Here is a 21,455-nt window from a genome sequence, read left to right as displayed (position 1 = left end):
TAGGCAGCCATAATACACGTTGATTCGTCATTATTCTACAAAGCAAGAACAAGCTTTCTGTCAATTTAGATATTAAAGGAATAATTACATCCAATTCTGGAAATACTTACAATAATTTAACGGAATTTTATCAAATTTAATGCAAAGTGTTGACAAAACTATGAACGATTGTTATAATAACTTAGAAATATATTTAATATATTTGTAACAACTAGGGTGGAAGGCAAATACATATTAAATGAAAAGGGATAACTAGCAGGAGGAACCCAATGAACCATAGCACTACCAGATTTATAAAAATTTCATGTCTCTGTGCCACAGGTGCATTACTATTTGCCTTAAATACCAAGTATACAAGCGCTGAGTCCATCTACGGCGAGCAGCCTTTAGCAGGAATATCTGTAACTCTGGACAAGTATTATGATTCAGCCAATACGGCTGCATCTTCGGAGATTACCATTGCTACGCTGGAATCCAGTGTTGCTGCTTATGATTATAATAACCTTGGTATTGCGAGTGTGGATAACCATTTAAATATCCGCAAGTCTCCCGGCGAAGATCAGAAAATAATCGGAAAATTACCAAAGAATGCAGGATGTACAATAATAGATGAAGATAAAAACGGATGGGTTAAGATCAAATCCGGTAAAGTTACAGGTTATGTGAAGAAAGATTTCCTTGTTACAGGAGATAAAGCAGTATCACTTGCCAAGAAGGTAGGAAGTCTGGTTGCAACAGTGAATACCCAGACTCTCAATGTAAGACAGGAGCCAAGTCTTTTAGGCGGTGTGGTAACAAGTGTGCCAAGCGAAGAAGATATGGAAGTTACTTCTGTAACAACTGACTGGGTTAAGGTTAAGATCGATGATGACGAAGGCTTTGTTGCCAGACAATATATCGATTTATCCTATCAGTTGGAAAAGGCCGTATCAGTTGAAGAGCTTACAACAGGAACCTCCAGTGTAAGAGCACAGATGGTTGCCTATGCAAAGCAGTTTTTAGGCAATCCTTATGTATGGGGCGGCACAAGTCTTACAAACGGAACAGATTGCTCCGGCTTTACCTTAGGTATCTATTCAAGGTTTGGCTATAGCCTGCCCAGAGTTTCCAGAAGTCAGGCATATTCGGGAGCAAGCATCGGTTCTTCCAGCGTTAAACCCGGTGACTTGGTATTTTACGGAAGCGGTGATTATATCAGCCATGTTGCCATGTATATCGGTAATGGGCAGGTCATTCACGCAAGTAATCCCAGAACAGGCATAAAGATTTCCAATATGTTTTACCGCTCACCAATAAAAATTGTAAAGGTAATCAATGATTAATTCAATTTAAATAAAAGGGCTGCAGGAGCAGCCCTTTTTGAAATGTTTAACAAAAGATGACAGGAGGATAAAAATCATGCAAATTTTGTTAGGAATACTTATAATATTTGCTGTTTTTCTTATCAAAGGAGTATATGACAAAAAGGTCTGGTACAGGAATATAAAGCAGAAGATGCTTAGTGACTGGGGAATGGTGCCCGAGGAGGAATATACCGATGGTAAAATGAAAGCACTTGGTGCTTATTACCGTGCACTGGCAGACAAAAATGATGTTGATGAAATCACCTGGAATGATGTCAGTATGGAAGAGATCTTTATGCTGGTCAATAATACAGGGAGTGCCATTGGCGAAGAATATCTGTATGCAATGCTTCATAAGCTGGAATTCAGTGAGGATAAGCTGAAGGAAAGAGAGCGCCTCATGAATTTCTTTTCAGATAATGAAGAACAACGCTTGTCCTTACAGCTGGCACTATATAAGATGGGAAAGATTAGTAATGTTTCCGTGTATGAATATATTAACCGGCTGGAAGGGGTGGAGACGAAAAAAGTGTGGCCCCATATCCTTATGGGAGCCGGTTTTCTTGTTTCCATTGCACTGATAGCAGTTAATCCGGCTGTCGGAGGTGTTTTAACTGTTGCAATGCTTGCCAATAACATTTATCAGTATTATAGGGAGAAATCCAAAATTGAGATATATTTTACCGTATGCGGCTATATTGTCCGGCTGCTGGACGGGGTTAATACCATAATAAAGCTCAATATGCCTGAAATCAGTGATATTACAGAGCGGCTCAAGGAATCCAGGAAGGCCTTTCAAAAATTCAGGAAGGGCTCCTATTTGATATCCACGAAAAGCTCCAGCGGTGATATTACAGATATCTTCCTGGATTACATTAAGATTATTTTTCATGTTGACCTGATCAAATTTTATTCCATGCTGGATTGTTTTAAGGCCAATCGTGAAGTCCTTAACACGATATATGAAACCGTAGGCTCACTGGACAGCTGTATTGCTGCCGCATCTTTTCGCAAGCTAATTCCCTTTTACACCATCCCGGAACTTTTAAGCGAGAATGAGACTGTTTTGGAGGTGGAAGATATCTATCATCCCATGATAGATGAGCCTGTATTAAATTCTATCCATACAGATGGTTCCGTACTGATAACCGGTTCCAACGCATCTGGTAAGTCCACCTTTATAAAGACCCTGGCTGTCAATGCTATTTTGTCACAGACAATTCATACCGCTTTGAGCAGTGCCTATAAGGCAAGCTATTTTAAGGTATTCTCTTCTATGGCTTTAAAGGATAACCTGCTGGGAAAAGAAAGCTACTATGTTGTTGAGATAAAGTCCTTAAAGAGGATAATGGATCAGACAAATGAAAATATACCCACCCTGTGCTTTGTAGATGAGGTTCTCAGAGGAACAAATACCTTAGAAAGAATATCGGCTTCTTCCCAGATTCTCCATTATTTAAGCCAGACAAATACGATCTGCTTTGCGGCTACCCATGATATAGAATTAACGCATATTTTGGAAAATTATTATTCCAATTATCATTTTAAAGAACAGATTGCAGATAATAATGTATTATTTGATTATAAGCTGAGAGAGGGCAGGGCTGTATCAAAAAATGCCATCAAGCTTCTTGAGGTTATGGGATATCCCAGTCAGGTGACGGAAATGGCTTCGGAAAATGCAGAATATTTTTTAAAGGAAGGCAAATGGAAGGTGCTCTAAGGAGCATCTTTTTTATTACATAGCGCTGGTGTCTGCGCTGTATACAATTTAGCCGGCAGAAAGAATGCAGTTCACATAATAAACATACAAATACGATATCCTGTGATTACTTAGACGAAGTCCTAATGAAAGTAAACGGAAATGAGGTATTTGAATGAAAAAACGACGGATTGCTATGATACTGCTGTTAGCTATGGCCCTTATAGTCACTGGCTGTTCAAAGGAAGTATCCCCAAAGGAAAAAGAAAAGCAATCAGCATCGGATAAAACGAAAGAAAGCGCTGATTATGCCACAAAGCTGTTTGGAAAAGCTGTTATAACCGTAAAAATAAAAGCGGATAAAGCGGAATGGAAGAATCTGATGGAAAATGCCGAAGCCAAGAATTATATTAAGGCGGATGTGACCATTGGAAACATGACTTATAAGGATGTTGGTATCAAGACCAAGGGTAATACTTCACTTACCCAGGTGGCCGCTACGGACAGTGACCGTTTCAGTCTTAAGCTAAATTTTGATAAGTATGTGGAGGACCAGAACTGTTATGGACTCGATAAGCTGGTTCTTAACAATGTGTTTGGAGATACTACTTACTTAAAAGAGTATATGTCCTATGACCTTTTTGACTATCTGGAGGTTCCAAGCTCCCTCCATACCTTTGCGGATATTTACGTGAATGATGAGAACTACGGATTTTATCTGGCCTTAGAGGATGTAGACGACAGTTTTCTGACCAGAAATTATGGAGAGGATTACACCGGTGCTGCCTATAAACCGGAAAGCTTTGAAATGAATGCCGATGCGAAGAAAGCCGGCGGAGGGAACCTGCCGCAAGGAAATAATGGAGGATACTTTGGCGGTGAAAACCAACCCCAGGGAAATGACGGAGGAAATCCTGGAGGAAATCCTGGAGGTGGAAAAGACGGACAGAACATGGACATTGCAAAACTGTTCACTCTTACAGATAAAAGCGGCAAAGAAACAGATTGGAATAAGATAATACCGGATAACTTTAAGACAGACAGTATTTCTCAGATCATTTATAAGGATGGAACCGCTGCAGATTTTAATTTTCGTGATTTAATGAATATGGACCTTACAAAGATAGCCGCTTTTAAGGATGAGAACGGAGCAAAGGCGGATGTAAGCGGATATACACTGGCTGTAAGCTTTAAGAAGCCCCAGAATACTTCCGGTAAGCAAGGACAGAATGATGATAAGCAGAATCAGGGAGTGCCTGATAATAAGGGAGCCGGTGGTGCAGGCGGTCAGAACGGCGGCTCTCTGGGAGTGAATTTAGTTTATAATGGAGATGAACTTTCAAATTACTCCAATATATTTGACAATGCCATAACTAAGACAAAGGAAACGGATAATAAACGATTGATAGCTACACTGAAAGCTATCAGTGAAGGGAAAGACCTGGAGAAATATATTGATGTGGATGAGGTATTACGGTATACGGCAGTCAATGTATTCCTGGTGAATCTGGACAGCTATTTTTCTAATATGGGGCACAATTATGTTCTATATGAGGATAAAGGTAAACTAAGTATGCTGCCCTGGGATTATAACCTGTCCTTTGGTACCTTCAATAAGAGCGGCAATTCGGATGCTGTCAATTATGCCATTGATACGGTTTTTGATAATGTTACAGCGGAGGAAAGGCCGGTAATCGGACTTTTACTTAAGAATGACGAATATAAGGAAAAGTATCATAAATATCTGTCCCAGCTGGCGGAATACGTTACTTCCGGTAAATTTGATGAGAAGGCAGACTCCCTCAGTAAAACAATTGACAGCTATGTAAAGAATGACACCACTTCCTTTGAGGGTTATGATGCATTTAAAGAAGGAATTTCCGTATTAAAGGAATTCACAAAGCTTCGTGCAGAAAGTGTATCAGGACAATTGGATGGAAGTATTCCTTCCACGACAGAGGCACAGTCTGGAAGTACCGCACTTGTGGATAGCTCGGGTATCGACTTAAGCAAGCTGGGAGGAATGGAAAATAATAAAGGGCAGAATGGTTTTGGAGGCGGACCGGGCATGAACAGCAATGCACCAAATGAAAGCAGTTCCTCAAAGCCCCAAAAGGACAACGGGGAAGCAGCTTCAAAAGGTAAATGAAATAATTCAGGACTTTCCAGGTATACCCAAAGTGACTGATTAAATAAGTTTCATGATACTCATAAATATAACCAAATAAAACACTGCCTAAAAAGAGGCAGTGTTTTATTATCCTATTTTATTGCCTTTATAAATGAAGGTTATACATACCATAATAAAATTGAGCAATAATTAAAGAAAAAGCAGCAATAATTGGTAGGCTGGTTACCGTAGTACAATTTATAATAGTGTATGTAAAGGGACTTTTGACTCTGAAATCATATAAATGAATAAAGTCTGAGAAAAGAGAAGGAAGGTTAGAATGTATGAACACAGAACGGGCATTGAGGCTGCCAAGGCTGATAAGTGACGGGATGGTATTAAGGCAAGGCAGAAAGGTTAATATTTGGGGGTATGCCAGTCCGGGAGAGCTGGTTGACATACGGTTCTTGGGAGAGAAAGCAGAAGCTGTTGCCGATGAAAAGGGTAAGTGGGTGGCGGAGCTGCATGAGCTTAAGCCCGGAGGACCTCACGAAATGTTGATTTCCTGCCATAGCGGGGAAGAAATACGGTTAAAGGATATACTGATCGGAGAGGTTTGGGTCTGTTCGGGCCAGTCCAATATGGAGCTGCCCCTAAGCCGTGTGGCTGACAGGTATCCCCAGTTGGAAAAAAACAATGGGAATTACCATATCCGTGTCTTTAAGATCAATGAAAAATACAGCTTTCACGGCCCTCTGAAGGAGCTGGAATCCGGGTTTTGGCAGACAGCCGATAAAAATACGATTATGGACTTTTCCGCTCTGGCATATTTCTTTGCGGAATATATGTATGAAGCGGCTTCTGTCCCCATAGGTATTATAAATGCAAGTCTTGGCGGATCACCAGCACAGGCTTGGATGAGCGAAGAAATGCTGGAAGATTTCAAGGAATATGAAGAGGATATAGCTGCCTGCAAAGAGGATGATTTTATAAAGGCCCAGCTTAGCAGGAATGTGAGCCTTTCTGAGGAATGGTACAATTCCCTGAGGGACCTGGACGAAGGATTTGGCAGGAGTGAACAGCCCTGGTATCATACTGATTTACGGGAAGAAGCTTGGAGTGAGATTAGCCTTCCCGGATTTTTTGCCGAAGCAGGATTGGAAAACTTTACAGGAAGTCTGTGGTTCCGGAAGAAAATAGTTCTGAGGGAAGCCACAGAGGGAAAGGAAGCCTCTCTTTTGCTGGGGACTATCGTTGATAATGATGAAGTCTATGTTAATGGTGTATTGGTCGGAAGTACCGCGTACCAGTATCCTCCAAGGAAATACAGGATACCGGAAGGAATTTTAAAAACCGGTGAAAATATCATAACTGTCCGGGTGGTTTGTGATACGGGAAATGGGCGGTTCACACCGGGCAAAAGATATGCTATTATAACAGAAAAAGAAGAGGTTTCATTGGAGGGCTTCTGGAAATACCGGGTTGGAGCCATATGCGGCAAAAGACCTGAAACGATTTTTATCAGTTGGAAACCCACAGGGCTTTATAACGGAATGCTGGCTCCCTGCCTGGATTATACCATAACCGGTGTCCTTTGGTACCAGGGGGAATCCAATACGGGCAGCACGGATAATTATCGAGAATTGTTTCAAGAGCTAATTAATGGTTGGCGTAAGAATTGGAAGCAGGGAGATTTCCCGTTTCTCTTTGTTCAATTGCCGAACTTTGAGATTGACATTCCGGCTGGGGATACGGGCTGGCAAGAGATAAGGGAGGCTCAGCGCCAGGCCTTGCTGCTTCCCAATACCGCCATGGCTGTTACAATTGACCTGGGAGAAGAGAATGATCTCCACCCTACGGAAAAGAAAGAAATTGCCTGCCGGCTTTCACTTTGTGCAAGAGCCCTGGCAGGAAATGAGAATCTGGAATACAGCGGACCCCAGGTGATAGAAGCAGTGCAAAGGGGTAAGGAGGTAATTCTGACCTTTTCCCACACAAAAGAGGGACTTGTAACGCTTAGCGGCAGTTTATATCCCGGCAATTTCATGGCGGCCGGCAGGGACAGGCGCTATAAAAAGGTGGCTGCTGTAATCTCAGGCAGTCAGGTTATCCTGAAACCGGAGGGCTCAGAGGAGGAGAGTCAGCTGGAATTTGAATATGTAAGCTATGCCCGTTCCAACAACCCAAATGAGGAATTGTTATATAATAAGGAAGGCCTTCCTGCCTCCCCTTTTGAAATAAAAATAAAGTATAAGAACGAATAAAGAGATAAGCTGCCAGCAGAGGAATTTGCAAAGGAAGTGCTGAGGTTACATAAATTATTTATATAGCTTTCGGTATTAATTAGAAATTGGAGAGGTAATTGATATGAAAGGAACATTTCCAGGAATTCCGGAAATGTATTTTCAAATGGAGGATGTATAGCACTTATGAACTCATTAAAAAGCGAAATAACGGAAGAATACATTGAACGTATATACAATCCGATATCTGAAGATTTATTTATACGCTATTCTGATAAATTGGAAGGACAGTCCTTCTATCATACGCACAATGGTTATGAATTATATTGTTTGGTCGATGGAACTGTAAATTATTATATTGACCAGCAGTGTTACCGTATTGTTCCGGGAACCATCATCGGAATAAGCCCGGGTGAATATCACAGGGTCGAAATACTGGATAATAAAGTCTATAAGCGTTTTGTAATTAATATAAGCAGCCGGTATCTGGACACCCACTCCACCCCCCATACCAATTTAGCGGAATGCTTCCAGAAACGTTCCTGCAATAAGCCTAATATTGTAGTGCTCACACAGAAACAGACAGAAGAACTGTTGGAGCTTTATAACTCCTTACTGGATTTAAAATTCAAGACCGGTTATGGACAGGACGTTACCACATCCTCTTATGTGCTTCTCCTGCTGGTAAAAGTAAATCTGTTCTTTTCCAACAACGAGGATATTCCCATACCAAATGTTATGCCTCCTCTCGTCAATAGAGCAATCGGCTATATTAACGAGCATCTTTTGGAATCCTTCTCTTTGGAGGAGCTTTCAGAGGAGTTATTCTATAACGGAACCTACATCAGCCGAAAATTTAAATCCATTACCGGCCTGTCTATTCAGCAGTATATTCTGCGTAAGCGCATCTATCTTGCCCAAAATCATCTGAGCGCAGGAAAATCAGTGACAGAAAGCTGTATACTTTCGGGGTTTAGTGATTATCCTAATTTTTCGAAAGCATTTAAGAAATATGTGGGCCTGTCTCCGAAACAGTATCAATTAAAAATTCTGGAATAGAGTAAAAAATAAAATATGGCTGCAATTACCTTATGGTCAATTTATTCATACAAACAGATGTAAATTTGTTCTGTATGGATGGATTGGCCATTAACTCTGTAAAAGTACCAAAACAGACGGGATAACATAGAAAATAATATACATATTAACATGTAAAAAAAATCTAAAAAGTTATTTTGTGACAAAAAATTATGATGGATATACATGTCAATTGTTCAGAATTGATAGTATATTATAGATATAATTCATAAAAGCATTCTTGGAGAGGTTGTTTTAGAAAGGCAGGATAATTCTATGAAGTGGGGCAGATTATTCAATGACGGATGGGAATTTGCAAAACAGCTGACTGGGAAAGAAGAGGATGAAGAATTTGTTCCGGAAGCATTTTTACCGGTAGAAATACCTCATGACTGGCTGATTTATGATTCCCGCAAGCTTTATCAGGACAGTATCGGATGGTATAGAAAGATATTTTCCCAGGAGAAAAAGCAGAACAAATTATATTTCCTCAGGTTTGATGGTGTATATATGGACTGTACGGTATATGTGAACAGGAAAAAGTGCGGGGAGTGGAAATACGGCTATTCGGCTTTTACCCTGGATATAACTGAATTACTTGTGAAAGGTGAAAATGAAATTTTGGTAAAGGCTGTCTATCAGGGACCAAATTCCAGATGGTACACAGGTGCCGGTATATACCGTAATGTCTGGTTTCAGGAAACGGAGCGGACATGGCTCGTACAGGACGGCACCTATATAACCTGTGCTCCGGAGGAAGGGGGATGCTGGAGTGTAACGGCCGGGACGGAAGTCGCAACGCTGCAATATGAAGAATGGCATGAGACAGCCTTGCGTTTTCGGATATATGAAAGCAGATTTAACGGAAAAAGAGAAAATTCCTTCGCCCAGATCAGCAGCTATGAGGAAGAAGTGGGAGACAGACAGGAAGTGGTGGCAGAAAGTCTTGTGCCTGTAGAGAGACTTGGGCAGGCCGGGAAGAACGGGAATAGCGTGGGTAAGGTTACCATGGAGGCAGCGGTCCGATTCCAGCTTGACAGGCCGAAGCTTTGGGAGACAGAGACGCCGTTTCTTTACATATTAAAAACAGAACTGCTTGTGGATGGAAGGATATGCCAGACAGAATACAGCCGCTTCGGGCTCAGAACCCTGGAATATAATACGGAGAGCGGATTTTGGCTGAACGGGAAGCACATAAAGATTAAGGGAGTATGCGAGCATCACGATTTAGGAAGCCTGGGGGCGGCTTATAATCAGACTGCTATGAGAAGGAAATTCAGAATTCTGAAGAATATGGGAGTCAATGCGGTCAGGACGGCTCACAACATGCCGGCTGCAGAGCTGATGGATCTGGCGGATGAGACGGGAATGCTGATTCAATCGGAAGCCTTTGATATGTGGGAGAAGGCAAAGAACACTTTTGACTATGCCAGGTTCTTCCCAGACTGGTACCGGGCGGATGTAGCAAGCTGGATTCGAAGGGACAGGAACCATCCCAGTGTGATTATGTGGAGCATTGGAAATGAAATATATGATACTCATGAGGGGGAAAGAGGACTGGAAATAACAAAAAAGCTGCTTTGGGAAGTCAGAAAGCACGATCCGGGTGTAAATGCCCCGGTAACCCTCGGCTCCAACTATCTGCCCTGGGAAAATGCACAGAAATGTGCCGATGTACTTAAACTGACCGGATACAACTATTCGGAGAAATACTACAAGGCCCATCACAGGGACCATCCGGATTGGATAATCTATGGAAGCGAGACTTCCTCCACGGTACAAAGCCGGGGTATTTACCATTTTCCATATAAAAAGCAGGTGCTTGCCGATGAGGATGAACAGTGCTCTTCCCTGGGGAATTCTACTACAAGCTGGGGAGCCAGGTCACCGGAAAGCTGTATCATTGCAGAGCGGGACTGCAGCTTTTCCTGCGGACAGTTTATCTGGAGCGGCTTTGATTATATCGGGGAGCCTACTCCTTACCATACAAAAAATTCCTATTTTGGACAGATTGATACGGCGGGTTTTGAGAAGGATTCCTATTACATCTACCAGGCAGAATGGAAGGAAGCTGAGAAGGGGAGGATTCTGCACCTCTTTCCCTACTGGGATTTTAATAAGGGGCAGACGGTGGATGTGAGGGCTGCTTCCAATGCAGAGTATCTGGAACTGTTTCTGAACGGAAAGAGCCAGGGCACCAGGAAAATTGATCATGCCCGTGGTCTGACACTGACAGGGGATTGGCTTGTTGCCTATGAACCGGGGGAAATACGTGTGGCGGCCTATGACGAAAAGGGCAGCAGGATAGCGGAAGCAGTCAGAAGAAGCTTTACAGATGCGGCAGAGATTGTATGCAAGGCGGACAGAACAAGTGGGCTGGCAGACGGAAGGGATTTAATCTTTGTTGAGGTTTCCATGGCGGACAGAGACGGCAATCCGGTGGAAAATGCCAATAACCGTGTCTGTGTTGAGGTAAGCGGCAGCGGCAGGCTTGTGGGTCTGGATAACGGAGACAGTACGGATTACGACTCCTATAAAGGAAGCGACAAAAGGCTGTTTTGCGGTAAGCTTCTTGCCATTATACAGACACAGACCTGTCCGGGGAACATTACGGTAAAGATAAGTTCTTTGGGACTGCCTGACCGGACACTGATGCTTCAAGCACAAGAGTGCCCGGAGAGTAACAGCAGACAGCAGGAAGTGCAGAGGCAATATGAAGAGGAAACTGCTTTAAGAATGAAGAATGACAGACCTGTTAGGAAGATAGAGCTTAGTAATGCCGGCAGCCGTATCTTGAGTGCCGAACATCCGGAGGCGGAGATAAGTGCAAGGCTTCTCCCGGAAGATACTGCTTACTCGGAATTGTTCTGGAGTGTGGTGGATGACGGAGGAATCCCCTCGAACCTGGCTGAACTTAAGGTGGATGGAAACAGTGCCCGGGTAAGAGCAAAGGGGGACGGCTCTTTTAGGGTCCGCTGTATGTGCAGGAATGGAGGAGAACATGCCAGTTTGATTTCACAGCTTGACTTTGAAGCAGCAGGTCTGGGAACGGCCTGCCTGAATCCCTACGGCTTTGTAAGCGGGGGCCTTTACAGTTATTCAAAAGGGACGCCGGGAAATGGAAACGAGCATGGTGTTGCAACGGCCAGAGATGGAGAAACCCAGGTAGGATACCGGGATTTGGATTTTGGCGTCCAAGGCTCAGATGAAATAACGATTCCTATCTTTGCACTGACCGGTGAACCCTACCGTATCCGTATCTGGGAGGGAATGCCGGAGGAGAAAGGAAGCAGGCAGATTGGAGACGTGGTATACCAAAAGCCCTCCAGGTGGAATGTTTACCAGGAGGAGACCTACCGCCTGGATAAGAAGCTGAAGGGAGTCACCGGAATTTGCTTTGTCGTTGAAAAAAAGCTTCATATCAAAGGATTTTCCTTTACCCTGCAAAATCCTTCATTCGAAAGAATAGAGGCAGCCGGATGTGAACATATATACGGAGATAGCTTCCGTGTGGAAGAAGATGGAATATATGATATCGGAAATAATGTTACATTGGAATTTCCAGAGCTGGATTTTGGGGAAGAGGGAATAGGAGAAGTTCTTCTCTGTGGTAATTCTCCCATTGCCAAAAATACCATTCACCTTCGTTTTACGGAGGTGTCCACCGGTGAGGAATCCAAGCAGATTGTGGAATTCACTCACAGTGAGGGGCCGGAAGAGAGAAGGAGCCGCCTGGAGAGGGTAAAGGGCAGGCAGAAGGTGTTCCTTGTATTTATGCCGGGCAGCTGCTTTGATTTAAAATGGTTTCGATTTATTTAGAATGGTGATGGCTGCTTTTCTTCCAGCATTGTTTGGGATGCCAAATAGCGGCATCATTTTGGAAAGAGTGAAAGAAAATATCATTTTTGAAAGGATGCCACTTACAGATTCTTTCACTCGTTTTTAATTGTGGCAGTATCGCAGACTGGTCTGCCGGCCTGCCTGTGATATGCAATGGGGATAAATATGAAGTACAGTATGGCATGGCTTTCTTACCGCAGACTTCCTTTCTATGAGGGGAAGGAATATTTTCGGAAAATCTATGTACAGGAAGAAGATGAAATTACCGGCACGGCTGTTTATGAGCTTTGCCGTGGGGCCAGGGAGCTGCTGGGGATAAAGACAGTGGTTATTAAGCTGCCAGAGCCTTTCGGACAGGACGAAAGGGGAAAAACAGAGGAAGGGATATATCTCCTTTCGGACAGCAAGGGACCTGTGGGCGGCGGTTACCGGATTGCCGAGGAGAACGGAAGAATCCGGATTACCGCCGCAGAACCGGAGGGACTATTATATGGGAGCTTTGATCTGATACGGCTGGTACAAAGGGGAGTATCCCTTCGAGGTATTGACCGGCTAAAGCATCCGGATAATCCGCTGCGTATGCTGAACCATTGGGATAATATGGACGGCAGCATAGAGAGGGGATATTCCGGGAATTCCTTTTTCTTTCGTAATGACAGGGTCCAGGTAGAGGAAAGAACGGAGGATTATGCAAGGTTAACCGCTTCTGTCGGAATCAATGGAGTCGTAATTAATAATGTGAATGTAACGGAAAAGGCTACGAGACTGATTACCGGGGAGTATGCTGATTCGCTGAAGAGAATGGTGAAGATTTTTTCAAAATATGGAATACGGCTTTACCTCAGCCTGAATTTTGCGGCGCCTATGGAACTTGGAGGCCTTGAAACGGCGGATCCGGAGGCGGAGGAGGTCAAGGCTTGGTGGCAGGAGCAAATGAAGGAGACCTTCCGGAATATCCCGTCCCTGGGAGGATTTCTGGTAAAAGCGGATTCGGAAGGAAGACCGGGCCCCTTTACCTATGGCAGGACCCAGGCCCAGGGAGCCAATATGCTGGCAGAAGCCGTAAGGCCCTACGGCGGTATCATTATATGGCGCTGCTTTGTATACAACTGTACCCAGGACTGGAGAGACCGGAAGACAGACAGGGCACGTTCCGCCTATGATTACTTTATGCCACTGGATGGTAAATTTGAGGAAAATGTGATTCTTCAGATTAAAAACGGCCCTATGGATTTTCAGGTGAGGGAGCCTGTCTCTTCTCTCTTCGGCTCCTTAAAAAACACAAATCAGATGCTGGAGGTACAAATCGCCCAGGAGTATACCGGGCAGCAAAGGCACGTATGCTATCTGATTCCCCAATTCAAAGAGATTCTTGGCTTTCACACCTATTGCAGAAAAGAGGAGGATACGGTAGCGGATATTGTAAGCGGACGCAGCTTTTCCCACAAGAACTGCGGTATGGCGGCAGTAGCCAATACCGGCTCGGATGCCAACTGGACGGGGCATGACCTGGCGGCAGCCAATTGGTTCGGGTTCGGACGCCTTGCCTTTGATACCTCCCTATCAGCGGAGGAGATTGCAAGAGAGTGGTGTGAGTGTACCTTCGGTACGGATAAGGCGGTGGTTTATGCCATATGCAAAATATTGCTGATGTCCTGGCCTGCTTATGAAAAATATACCTCCCCCCTGGGGATTGGCTGGATGCTGACACCGAATAACCATTATGGTCCCAACGTGGACGGCTACGAATATGACCGGTGGGGAACCTATCACAGGGCGGATCACCTGGGAATCGGAGTAGAAAGGGGAAAGACAGGAACCGGATTTACCCAGACCTATCTGGAGCCCAATGCCTCCCTGTATGAGGAGATTGAGACCTGTCCGGAGGAGCTGCTGCTGTTTTTCCATTATATGCCCTATACCTACAGGCTGAAAAGCGGAAAGACATTAATACAGCACATCTATGATTCCCATTTTGAAGGAGTGGAGGATGTGGAGGAAATGGTAAGCCTTTGGGAAGGCCTGAAAGGAAAAATTCCGGAAGAGGTATTTGAGCGGGTAATGCTTCGTATGGACCATCAACTGGATAATTCTGCCGAGTGGAGAGACCAGATTAATTCTTACTTTTATAGAAAGTCCTTTATTATGGATGAAAAAGGAAGAAAAATTTATTGAAATTACCCGTTTTAAAATGAATTGAAGATGCTGGACAGAAGGAAAGCAGAATAAATGGGGAAGCAAAAAAAATAAATAAGAAAGAAAGTGATTGAAAATGGCTAAGAAAAAGCAAAGTAACAGTTTGGGGAAGGTCAAAATGTCCAGGCATCTGAAAAAGGAATGGCAGATTTACAGTCTTTTGCTTATACCGGTCTTTTATTTTATTATTTTTAAATATATACCGATGCTGGGTAATATTATTGCTTTCCGGAAATATTCCGGCGGAGTCAATATATTTGGGGAGAAATGGGTCGGCTTTCGGTATTTCAGGCAATTTATGCGGGATCATGCCTTTTGGAGAGCCTTTAGCAATACTCTTATTTTAAGTATCAGCTATCTGGCTGTACGATTCCCTTTAACTTTGATATTTGCACTGCTGCTGAATGAAATCAGGAATGTTAAGTGGAAGAAATTTGTACAGACCGTATCCTATCTGCCCCATTTTATCTCAATGGTTATTATTGCAGGTATGATTAAGGAAGTTGTTTCCCTGTCAGGTCCCATTAATACCTTAATTTCTTCTATGGGAGGAGAAAAGGTTTCCTTTATCCAGGAAGCAGCCTGGTTTCCTCCAATTTATATCATATCAGGCATCTGGCAGGCCTTAGGATGGGGAACTATTATCTACCTTGCCGCTATGACAGGAATTAATACCGAACTTTATGAGGCAGCAAGGGTGGACGGTGCCAGCCGCTTTAAGCAGGCACTTCATGTAACGATTCCAGGAATTTTACCGACTATTGTGACTTTATTGATTCTTGATATCGGAGGAATCATGGGGTCTAACTTTGAGAAAATTATTCTTTTGTACCTGCCTTCTACCTACGAAACTGCGGATGTTATCTCAACACTGGTTTACCGGATGGGTATTACCGGAGGAAATTTCAGTTATGCCACAGCAGTAGGACTTTTTGAAGGGATTATTGGATTAATACTGGTGACATCTGCAAACTTTCTTTCCAGAAAAGTAACGGAATCCAGTCTATGGTAGAAAGGGGTAGGAATAATGGGAAACAATAAGAAGATGCGGATTAACGCAAAAGGAGTGAAGGAGTCCCGGGGATACCGGATATTTAAGGTAGTAAATACAGTAATCATGATTTTTGTGGTATCAATAACGCTGTATCCATTTCTTTATCTGGTAGCACAGTCCTTTAGTTCCGAAGGGGCAATCTATGCCGGAAAGGTCAGTTTATTTCCGGTGGATTTTACCACAAGGACATACGAGGTTATATTAGGTAAGAAGGACTTTTTCTTATATTATAAAAATACGATTGTTTATTCCCTGCTGGGAACTCTGATTTCCGTAGCCGGCTCGGCAATGTTGGCTTATCCGCTGTCAAAGAACAGGCTGATACTGAATAAATTTTTTACTCCCTTTGTGGTATTTACCATGTTTTTTTCAGGAGGGATGATACCTAATTATGTGTTGATCGCACAGGCGCTTCATATGCGTGATACCATGTGGGCAATCATCATACCGGGAGCAATCAGTACCTTTAACGTATTAATTATGAAGTCCTTCTTTTCCAGTCTGCCGGGAGAGCTGGAGGAAGCAGCTTCGATTGACGGAATGAATACCTACGGTATATTTCTGAAGATTATTATACCTCTGTCCAAGCCGATTATGGCAACCATGTTTCTGTTTTACATTGTCGGAATCTGGAACAGCTGGTTCGGACCCTTTCTTTATCTGGATGATAAGGGGAAATGGCCGGTAGCTCTATTTTTAAGGCAGATTATTATGGGAGCTACGGGAACCACGGAAATTGGTGCTACCTCGGATGAGGCAAGTCAGATAGCTGCCAATGTACGTTCCTGCTGTATGGTATTAACGGCAGCACCTATTATATGCGTTTACCCTTTTATACAGAAGTATTTTGTACAGGGTATGATGATCGGATCGGTAAAAGGCTGATATTAATGCTGCTGATTATATCAGGCGGCTTAATAATAAATTTATAGGAGGATTATTTATGAAAGCTAAAAATGTATTGGCGGTGATACTTGCAGGGATTATGGCGGTTTCCCTTGCAGCCTGCGGGAAAAATTCATCGGCTGACAAACAGGTGAACACAGATGATACAAAGACAGGTGTTACCGGTGAAGCTGCTCAGGACTATACCTATGGAGCGGATGTGACCTTTCATTCCGATGAACCGGTAACCTATTCCATGATGTATTCCGACCATGAAAACTACCCGTATAATAAGGATTGGCTGCTTTGGTCGGCAATACAGGAGAAGACCAATGTAACCTTTGATCTTAATGTAATTGCCAGAACGGATTATGAGGACAAAAAATCGGTCCTTATCAATTCAGGGGACGCACCCTATATTATCCCCAAAACCTATGATGAAGGCAAGTATGTGGCCGGAGGCCAGGTGGTAGCTATATCCGACTGGGTGCAATATATGCCCAATTATCAGAAGTGTGTGAAAGACTGGAATATGGAACCGGATTTGAAAGCAAAATTACAGGCTGACGGAAAATACTACGTTCTTCCCGGTATGTGGGAAAAAGCTGGCGGCGGTTATGCCTATATTATCCGCAAGGATATATTTGACGCCGCAGGCGTAGATGTGACCAATCTGGAGAAAAAGTGGACTTATGAGGACTTCTATGCAGCGTGTAAAAAAGTGAAGGAATATACAGGCAGTGATTATGTAATTTCCGACGCCTCTAAGGGCGACTGCCTGCTGAATATCTCGGCAGTACCTTACGGTGTCAAGGGAGGCTGGGGAATCGGCAACGGTCTTAACTTTGACCAGGAAAAGAAGGAATTTTATTTTGCGGATACCACAGATAATGCAAAAGCATGGCTTGCCTATTTAAGTAAAATGGTGAAGGATGGAATTTTAGACCCTGAGTCCTTCTCACAGGAAGATGATGCAGCAAAAGCAAAATTCTTTACCGGTGAATCCTATGTAATATCAGGCAATTACCAGAATCTTAACGATTTTTCAACACAGATGCAGCAGGACGGCTCAAAATTATATATGGCACTGGTTCCCGGAGGAGCTGCCGGGCTGCCTCAGATGGAAAATTCCAGGCTGGAAAACGGTATTATGATTTCCCAGAAGGCCCTGGATGAGCTGGGAAAAGAGAAGTTTATTAAGATGCTAAGATTCGTTGACTGGCTATGGTATTCGGAAGAAGGACACGTATTAAGCCAGTGGGGAGTGGAAGGAAAAACCTATACCAAGGATACTGACGGAAATATCGTGTTGAATTCGGATATATCTTATAATGGATTAAATCCGGAAGCAGCCAAGAAGTTGAATGTAGATTATGGCTTTGGCGGCGGAGTATTTGCTTACGGAGGTCCGCTATGGCTTAAGAACAGCAAAATGGCAACAGAGGGTGAGAAAGATTACGATAAGAGAATCCAGGACAACAGGGAGGTAAGACCCCTTGATCCACCCTTCATGGCCAATGAAGAGGAAACAGAGGAACTATCCCTGATCCAGACACCTTTAATTGACAGTACCAAGGTGTGGATACAGAAGTTCATAACCGGGCAGGCGGATATCTCCACCCAATGGGACTCCTATGTTTCGGAATTAAAGGGACTGGGAATGGATACTTTCGTTGCCAGAGTAAATGAAATATTCCAGAAGAATAAGAGTAAGCTGGGTTATTGATAATTTGAAAAAGAAGGGTAAAGCCTCTATTATATACGGAGGCTTTACCCTTTTTCTGTTTTCTATTTTCTGTTTTTGTCGGAAAAATAATCCTATACCAAATTTGCAGTATGAACTTACGATTGGTCTATTAAGGATAAACGACCATCCATAAATGGTTACCTCCTATTACAGTACATATTTTACGAGAGTGGCATTCACAGCACCGGGACCTGCTGAAAGCTCTTTAAAGTAGGAAAGTACCTGTTCAGCAAGAGCGGCTTTGTATAAATCCACTCCAAATATATCTGCATTTTCCAGAATTGGCCTCAAAACAGCTTCCGCATTTTCTGTGTGCCCAAGAGTAAGCTTGCAGATAATCGGAGACAGCGAATCCAAAAGAGGGTCCATACTTGGGGTAAAAGCATTACCTTCGTCATCCACCGCCATCAGATAGCGCAACCAGCCGGCAAATACAAGGGGAATCATTTTTAAATCCGATACCTGTAAAGCCTCGGAGGAAAGATAAGCTTTTATTGTTTCACCAAAACGGATTGCAAGCTTTTGGGAGGTATCGGTAGCAATACGCTGGGGGGTATCCGGCATAAAGGGATTTGGAATCCTGACGTTCAGAACTTCATCAATAAAATGCTTTGGATTGATAATTCCCGGATCCACTACAACAGGCAGGCCTTCCTGATAACCGATAAGCTCTACCAGATGTTTTAATGCCGGATTTTTCATTTCTTCTGAAATAAGCTGATAGCCAAGAAGACAGCCAAAAACGGCAAGGGTCGTGTGCAGGGGGTTTAAACAGGTGCAGACCTTCATTTTTTCAACCTTATCCACAGTTTCTCTGGAGGTGTAGATAATGCCGGCCTTATCAAGAGGCAGCTTTCCGCCCGGAAAGTGGTCTTCAATAACAAGATACTGGCATTCCTCCGCATTCACAAAGGGAGCCACATAGGTATTCTTTGAGGTAACAAGCTGAGTAAGATCATCAATGGAATCCCCTGCCAGTATCTCCTGTACTTTGGAGTCCGGTCTTGGAGTAATTTTGTCAATCATGCTCCACGGGAATGAGATTTTACCGGGATCATTCAGGTAATTTAAAAATCCTTTTTCCGCCAGACCGTTTTCCGTCCATTTTTCCGCAAAAGCCGTAATTGCCTGAGAAAGCTTAGTGCCGTTATGGGAACAGTTATCCATGCTGACTAATGCAAGAGGGAGCTGCCCGGAAAGGTAACGCTCATAAACAAGGGAAGCAACCTTGCCGAGATAACTTTCCGGTGCCTTAGGGCCCTTCAGGAAATCTGCTCTGACGGCTTCCAGAAGCTGTCCCTTACCGTCTACAAGACTGTAACCTTTTTCTGTGATGGTAAAGCTTGCCATCTGTAAGCTCGGATTGCGGAATATATCCTTTAAACGTTCAAATTCCGGTTCATTTTTGCTGTCCAGAACCAGAGATTCCACAATACTTCCCACTACGGTTTTTTCGATGGAGCCGTCGGCCTTTAAGGTGACAAGAATACTGTAATCATCATGGGGATGGTTCATTTTTTCAATAATTTCATAATCATAGCCTTCAGCCACAATCAGCCCGGTGTTGCAGATCCTCTTGTTTAGCAGCTCCTGCATTACATTAGCCTGAAAGGCGCGGAAGATATTGCCGGCCCCGAAGTGTATCCAGCGGGGATGTTTCTTTGTTTCCTGTTCTACTGCGGCGCGGTTGAACTCTGGCAGCGAATAGCCTGCTTTTTGCCATGCCTCCCTGTTCTGTAGACCGGTATTGTTTAATTTCATTTTCTGCCTGCTCCTTTCACGATAGCTTCCCAGAGGCCATTTAAATAAGTGGCGCCAAGAGCACGGTCATAGAGCCCGTAACCGGGCATTGCCTTTTCTCCCCAGATCATACGCCCGTGGTCGGGACGAATAGGACCTGTAAAACCAATATCATACAGGGCCTTCATAATTTCATACATATCGAAACTTCCGTCGGAGGAAAGATGGGCCGACTCTTCAAAATCACCGGGAAAATTATGCTGCAGATTACGGACATGAGCAAAATGAATCCGTCCTTTCAGAGCGCGTATCATTCCCGGAAGGTCATTGTCAGGATTCGTTCCGTAGGAGCCGGAGCAAAAGGTGACACCGTTATGGGGATTGTCTACCATCTTTATCATGCGCTGCAGGCTAGGAAGATTCGTAATGATTCGCGGAAGTCCGAATACGCTCCAGGCGGGGTCATCCGGATGGATAGCCATTTGAATATTGTATTTATCGCATACTGGCATAATTGCTTCCAGAAAATATTTCAGATTAGCAAACAGCTTCTCCTCATCCACATCCTTATAGAGTTCAAACAGCTCCTTAACCTTCGCCATACGTTCCGGCTCCCAGCCCGGAAGGACGAAACCATTGGAATCGGAATTAATGGAGTCGAACATTTTTACAGGGTCAAGGCGGTCGACTGCCGACTGATTATATGCCAGCACGGTTGAACCATCGGGACGGACTCTGGCAAGTTCTGTTCTGGTCCAGTCGAAGACGGGCATGAAATTGTAACACACCAGATGAATATCCACCTGCCCCAGATGTTCCAAGGTTTTTATATAGTTATCAATGTATTGGTCACGGTCGGGAGAGCCGATTTTGATGGAATCATGAATATTTACGCTTTCAATGCCTGAAATATGGAGACCCGATGCCTCGACCTCCTGTTTCAGTGCATGAATAGCATCACGGCCCCATAAATCTCCCGGTGCCGTTTCATATAAAGTGGTAATTACCCCGGTTACGCCGGGAATCTGACGGATTTGCCGTAAGGTTATGTTATCAGATTTACTGCCGAACCAGCGAAATGTCATTTCCATTATTGTTACCTCCATTTTATTAATCTTTATCTATGAACATGATAACACAAACAATGGAGAGTTCGAATTGCAGGGATTGTTTAATATATTGCAAAAGTTGCGGTTTTTACTCTGACTGATGGGAAATGGGGACAAAGAATAGATATTTTTATTCTAAAAAAGTATTGACAAAGTTAGGAAGAAAAGTTATACTTACAAAAATAAAACATATAATTCATATATGACAAGTATGAATACATAATCTGAGGGGTGAAAGAGTGGGAAGTGATGAAAAGCAGCCTGTGAAAAAAAATTCCGTAAGCAAGAATGATATCCAAAGGATTGTGGAGTTTATTGAATCCATTCAATATGGCTCCATTGCAGTGATCATTCAGGATGGAAAGATTGTTCAGATTGAGAAAAATGAAAAGTTGAGGATGAAGTGATT

13 protein-coding genes are annotated in these 21,455 nt (G+C 43.4%); 11 read left to right on the top strand and 2 right to left on the bottom strand.

Features of this window, described 5'->3' with window-relative positions:
- Positions 1-269: 269 nt before the first annotated feature.
- The 10 genes from BUB77_RS01345 (at position 270) to BUB77_RS01300 (ending at position 18,176) form a co-directional block, all read left to right on the top strand.
- Positions 270-1,322 carry a C40 family peptidase gene (locus BUB77_RS01345; RefSeq protein ID WP_073272152.1) on the top strand — a complete coding sequence of 351 codons (1,053 nt, stop codon included), beginning with the start codon at positions 270-272 and terminating at the stop codon, positions 1,320-1,322.
- Positions 1,323-1,398: 76 nt separating this feature from the next.
- Positions 1,399-3,066 (top strand): MutS-related protein, encoded by a 1,668-nt coding sequence (locus tag BUB77_RS01340; RefSeq protein WP_084123860.1) that lies wholly within the window; start codon positions 1,399-1,401, stop codon positions 3,064-3,066.
- 154 nt (positions 3,067-3,220) lie between these two features.
- Entirely contained in the window at positions 3,221-5,194 is a 1,974-nt protein-coding gene (locus BUB77_RS01335; protein ID WP_073272149.1) for a CotH kinase family protein, read from the top strand.
- Positions 5,195-5,499: 305 nt separating this feature from the next.
- Complete coding sequence (locus tag BUB77_RS01330; protein ID WP_073272146.1) at positions 5,500-7,419, top strand: sialate O-acetylesterase; 1,920 nt, start codon at positions 5,500-5,502, stop codon at positions 7,417-7,419.
- 165 nt (positions 7,420-7,584) lie between these two features.
- The gene (locus BUB77_RS01325; protein WP_073272145.1) at positions 7,585-8,457 is read left to right on the top strand and encodes an AraC family transcriptional regulator; all 873 of its coding nucleotides are present in this window, start codon (positions 7,585-7,587) and stop codon (positions 8,455-8,457) included.
- 294 nt (positions 8,458-8,751) lie between these two features.
- Entirely contained in the window at positions 8,752-12,294 is a 3,543-nt protein-coding gene (locus tag BUB77_RS01320; protein WP_073272143.1) for a glycoside hydrolase family 2 TIM barrel-domain containing protein, read from the top strand.
- Between the two features lie 186 nt (positions 12,295-12,480).
- The gene (locus BUB77_RS01315) at positions 12,481-14,490 is read left to right on the top strand and encodes an alpha-glucuronidase (RefSeq protein WP_207650817.1); all 2,010 of its coding nucleotides are present in this window, start codon (positions 12,481-12,483) and stop codon (positions 14,488-14,490) included.
- Positions 14,491-14,587: 97 nt separating this feature from the next.
- Positions 14,588-15,523, top strand: coding sequence for an ABC transporter permease (locus BUB77_RS01310; protein WP_073272136.1), 936 nt, complete (start codon positions 14,588-14,590; stop codon positions 15,521-15,523).
- A 15-nt stretch (positions 15,524-15,538) separates the two neighbouring features.
- A complete protein-coding gene (locus BUB77_RS01305; protein WP_242962321.1) occupies positions 15,539-16,450 on the top strand; it encodes a carbohydrate ABC transporter permease in 912 nt (303 codons plus the stop codon).
- Between the two features lie 58 nt (positions 16,451-16,508).
- Positions 16,509-18,176 (top strand): type 2 periplasmic-binding domain-containing protein, encoded by a 1,668-nt coding sequence (locus BUB77_RS01300; protein WP_073272133.1) that lies wholly within the window; start codon positions 16,509-16,511, stop codon positions 18,174-18,176.
- 168 nt (positions 18,177-18,344) lie between these two features.
- Here the strand turns inward: BUB77_RS01300 and BUB77_RS01295 are convergent, their stop codons facing one another.
- Both BUB77_RS01295 and uxuA read right to left on the bottom strand, forming a co-directional pair.
- Positions 18,345-19,958 (bottom strand): mannitol dehydrogenase family protein, encoded by a 1,614-nt coding sequence (locus tag BUB77_RS01295; RefSeq protein WP_073272130.1) that lies wholly within the window; start codon positions 19,956-19,958, stop codon positions 18,345-18,347.
- Positions 19,955-21,028 (bottom strand): mannonate dehydratase, encoded by a 1,074-nt coding sequence (uxuA, locus tag BUB77_RS01290; protein WP_073272127.1) that lies wholly within the window; start codon positions 21,026-21,028, stop codon positions 19,955-19,957. Before uxuA ends, BUB77_RS01295 begins: the two co-directional genes overlap by 4 nt.
- 257 nt (positions 21,029-21,285) lie before the next feature.
- Here uxuA and BUB77_RS01285 point away from each other — a divergent pair, with 257 nt between their 5' ends.
- Positions 21,286-21,453 (top strand): YezD family protein, encoded by a 168-nt coding sequence (locus tag BUB77_RS01285; RefSeq protein WP_073272125.1) that lies wholly within the window; start codon positions 21,286-21,288, stop codon positions 21,451-21,453.
- The last annotated feature ends 2 nt before the right edge of the window (positions 21,454-21,455 follow it).

Source organism: Anaerocolumna jejuensis DSM 15929, from assembly GCF_900142215.1.
Classification (GTDB): domain Bacteria; phylum Bacillota; class Clostridia; order Lachnospirales; family Lachnospiraceae; genus Anaerocolumna; species Anaerocolumna jejuensis.
This window is presented reverse-complemented; position numbering and strand designations above follow the sequence as displayed.

Bases quoted from the DNA above. Each gene is read 5' to 3' on its own strand.
- BUB77_RS01345 (WP_073272152.1), top strand. From the start codon at position 270: ATGAACCATAGCACTACCAGATTTATAAAAATTTCATGTCTCTGTGCC.
- BUB77_RS01340 (WP_084123860.1), top strand. From the start codon at position 1,399: ATGCAAATTTTGTTAGGAATACTTATAATATTTGCTGTTTTTCTTATC.
- BUB77_RS01335 (WP_073272149.1), top strand. From the start codon at position 3,221: ATGAAAAAACGACGGATTGCTATGATACTGCTGTTAGCTATGGCCCTT.
- BUB77_RS01330 (WP_073272146.1), top strand. From the start codon at position 5,500: ATGAACACAGAACGGGCATTGAGGCTGCCAAGGCTGATAAGTGACGGG.
- BUB77_RS01325 (WP_073272145.1), top strand. From the start codon at position 7,585: ATGAACTCATTAAAAAGCGAAATAACGGAAGAATACATTGAACGTATA.
- BUB77_RS01320 (WP_073272143.1), top strand. From the start codon at position 8,752: ATGAAGTGGGGCAGATTATTCAATGACGGATGGGAATTTGCAAAACAG.
- BUB77_RS01315 (WP_207650817.1), top strand. From the start codon at position 12,481: ATGAAGTACAGTATGGCATGGCTTTCTTACCGCAGACTTCCTTTCTAT.
- BUB77_RS01310 (WP_073272136.1), top strand. From the start codon at position 14,588: ATGGCTAAGAAAAAGCAAAGTAACAGTTTGGGGAAGGTCAAAATGTCC.
- BUB77_RS01305 (WP_242962321.1), top strand. From the start codon at position 15,539: ATGGGAAACAATAAGAAGATGCGGATTAACGCAAAAGGAGTGAAGGAG.
- BUB77_RS01300 (WP_073272133.1), top strand. From the start codon at position 16,509: ATGAAAGCTAAAAATGTATTGGCGGTGATACTTGCAGGGATTATGGCG.
- BUB77_RS01295 (WP_073272130.1), bottom strand. From the start codon at position 19,958: ATGAAATTAAACAATACCGGTCTACAGAACAGGGAGGCATGGCAAAAA.
- uxuA (WP_073272127.1), bottom strand. From the start codon at position 21,028: ATGGAAATGACATTTCGCTGGTTCGGCAGTAAATCTGATAACATAACC.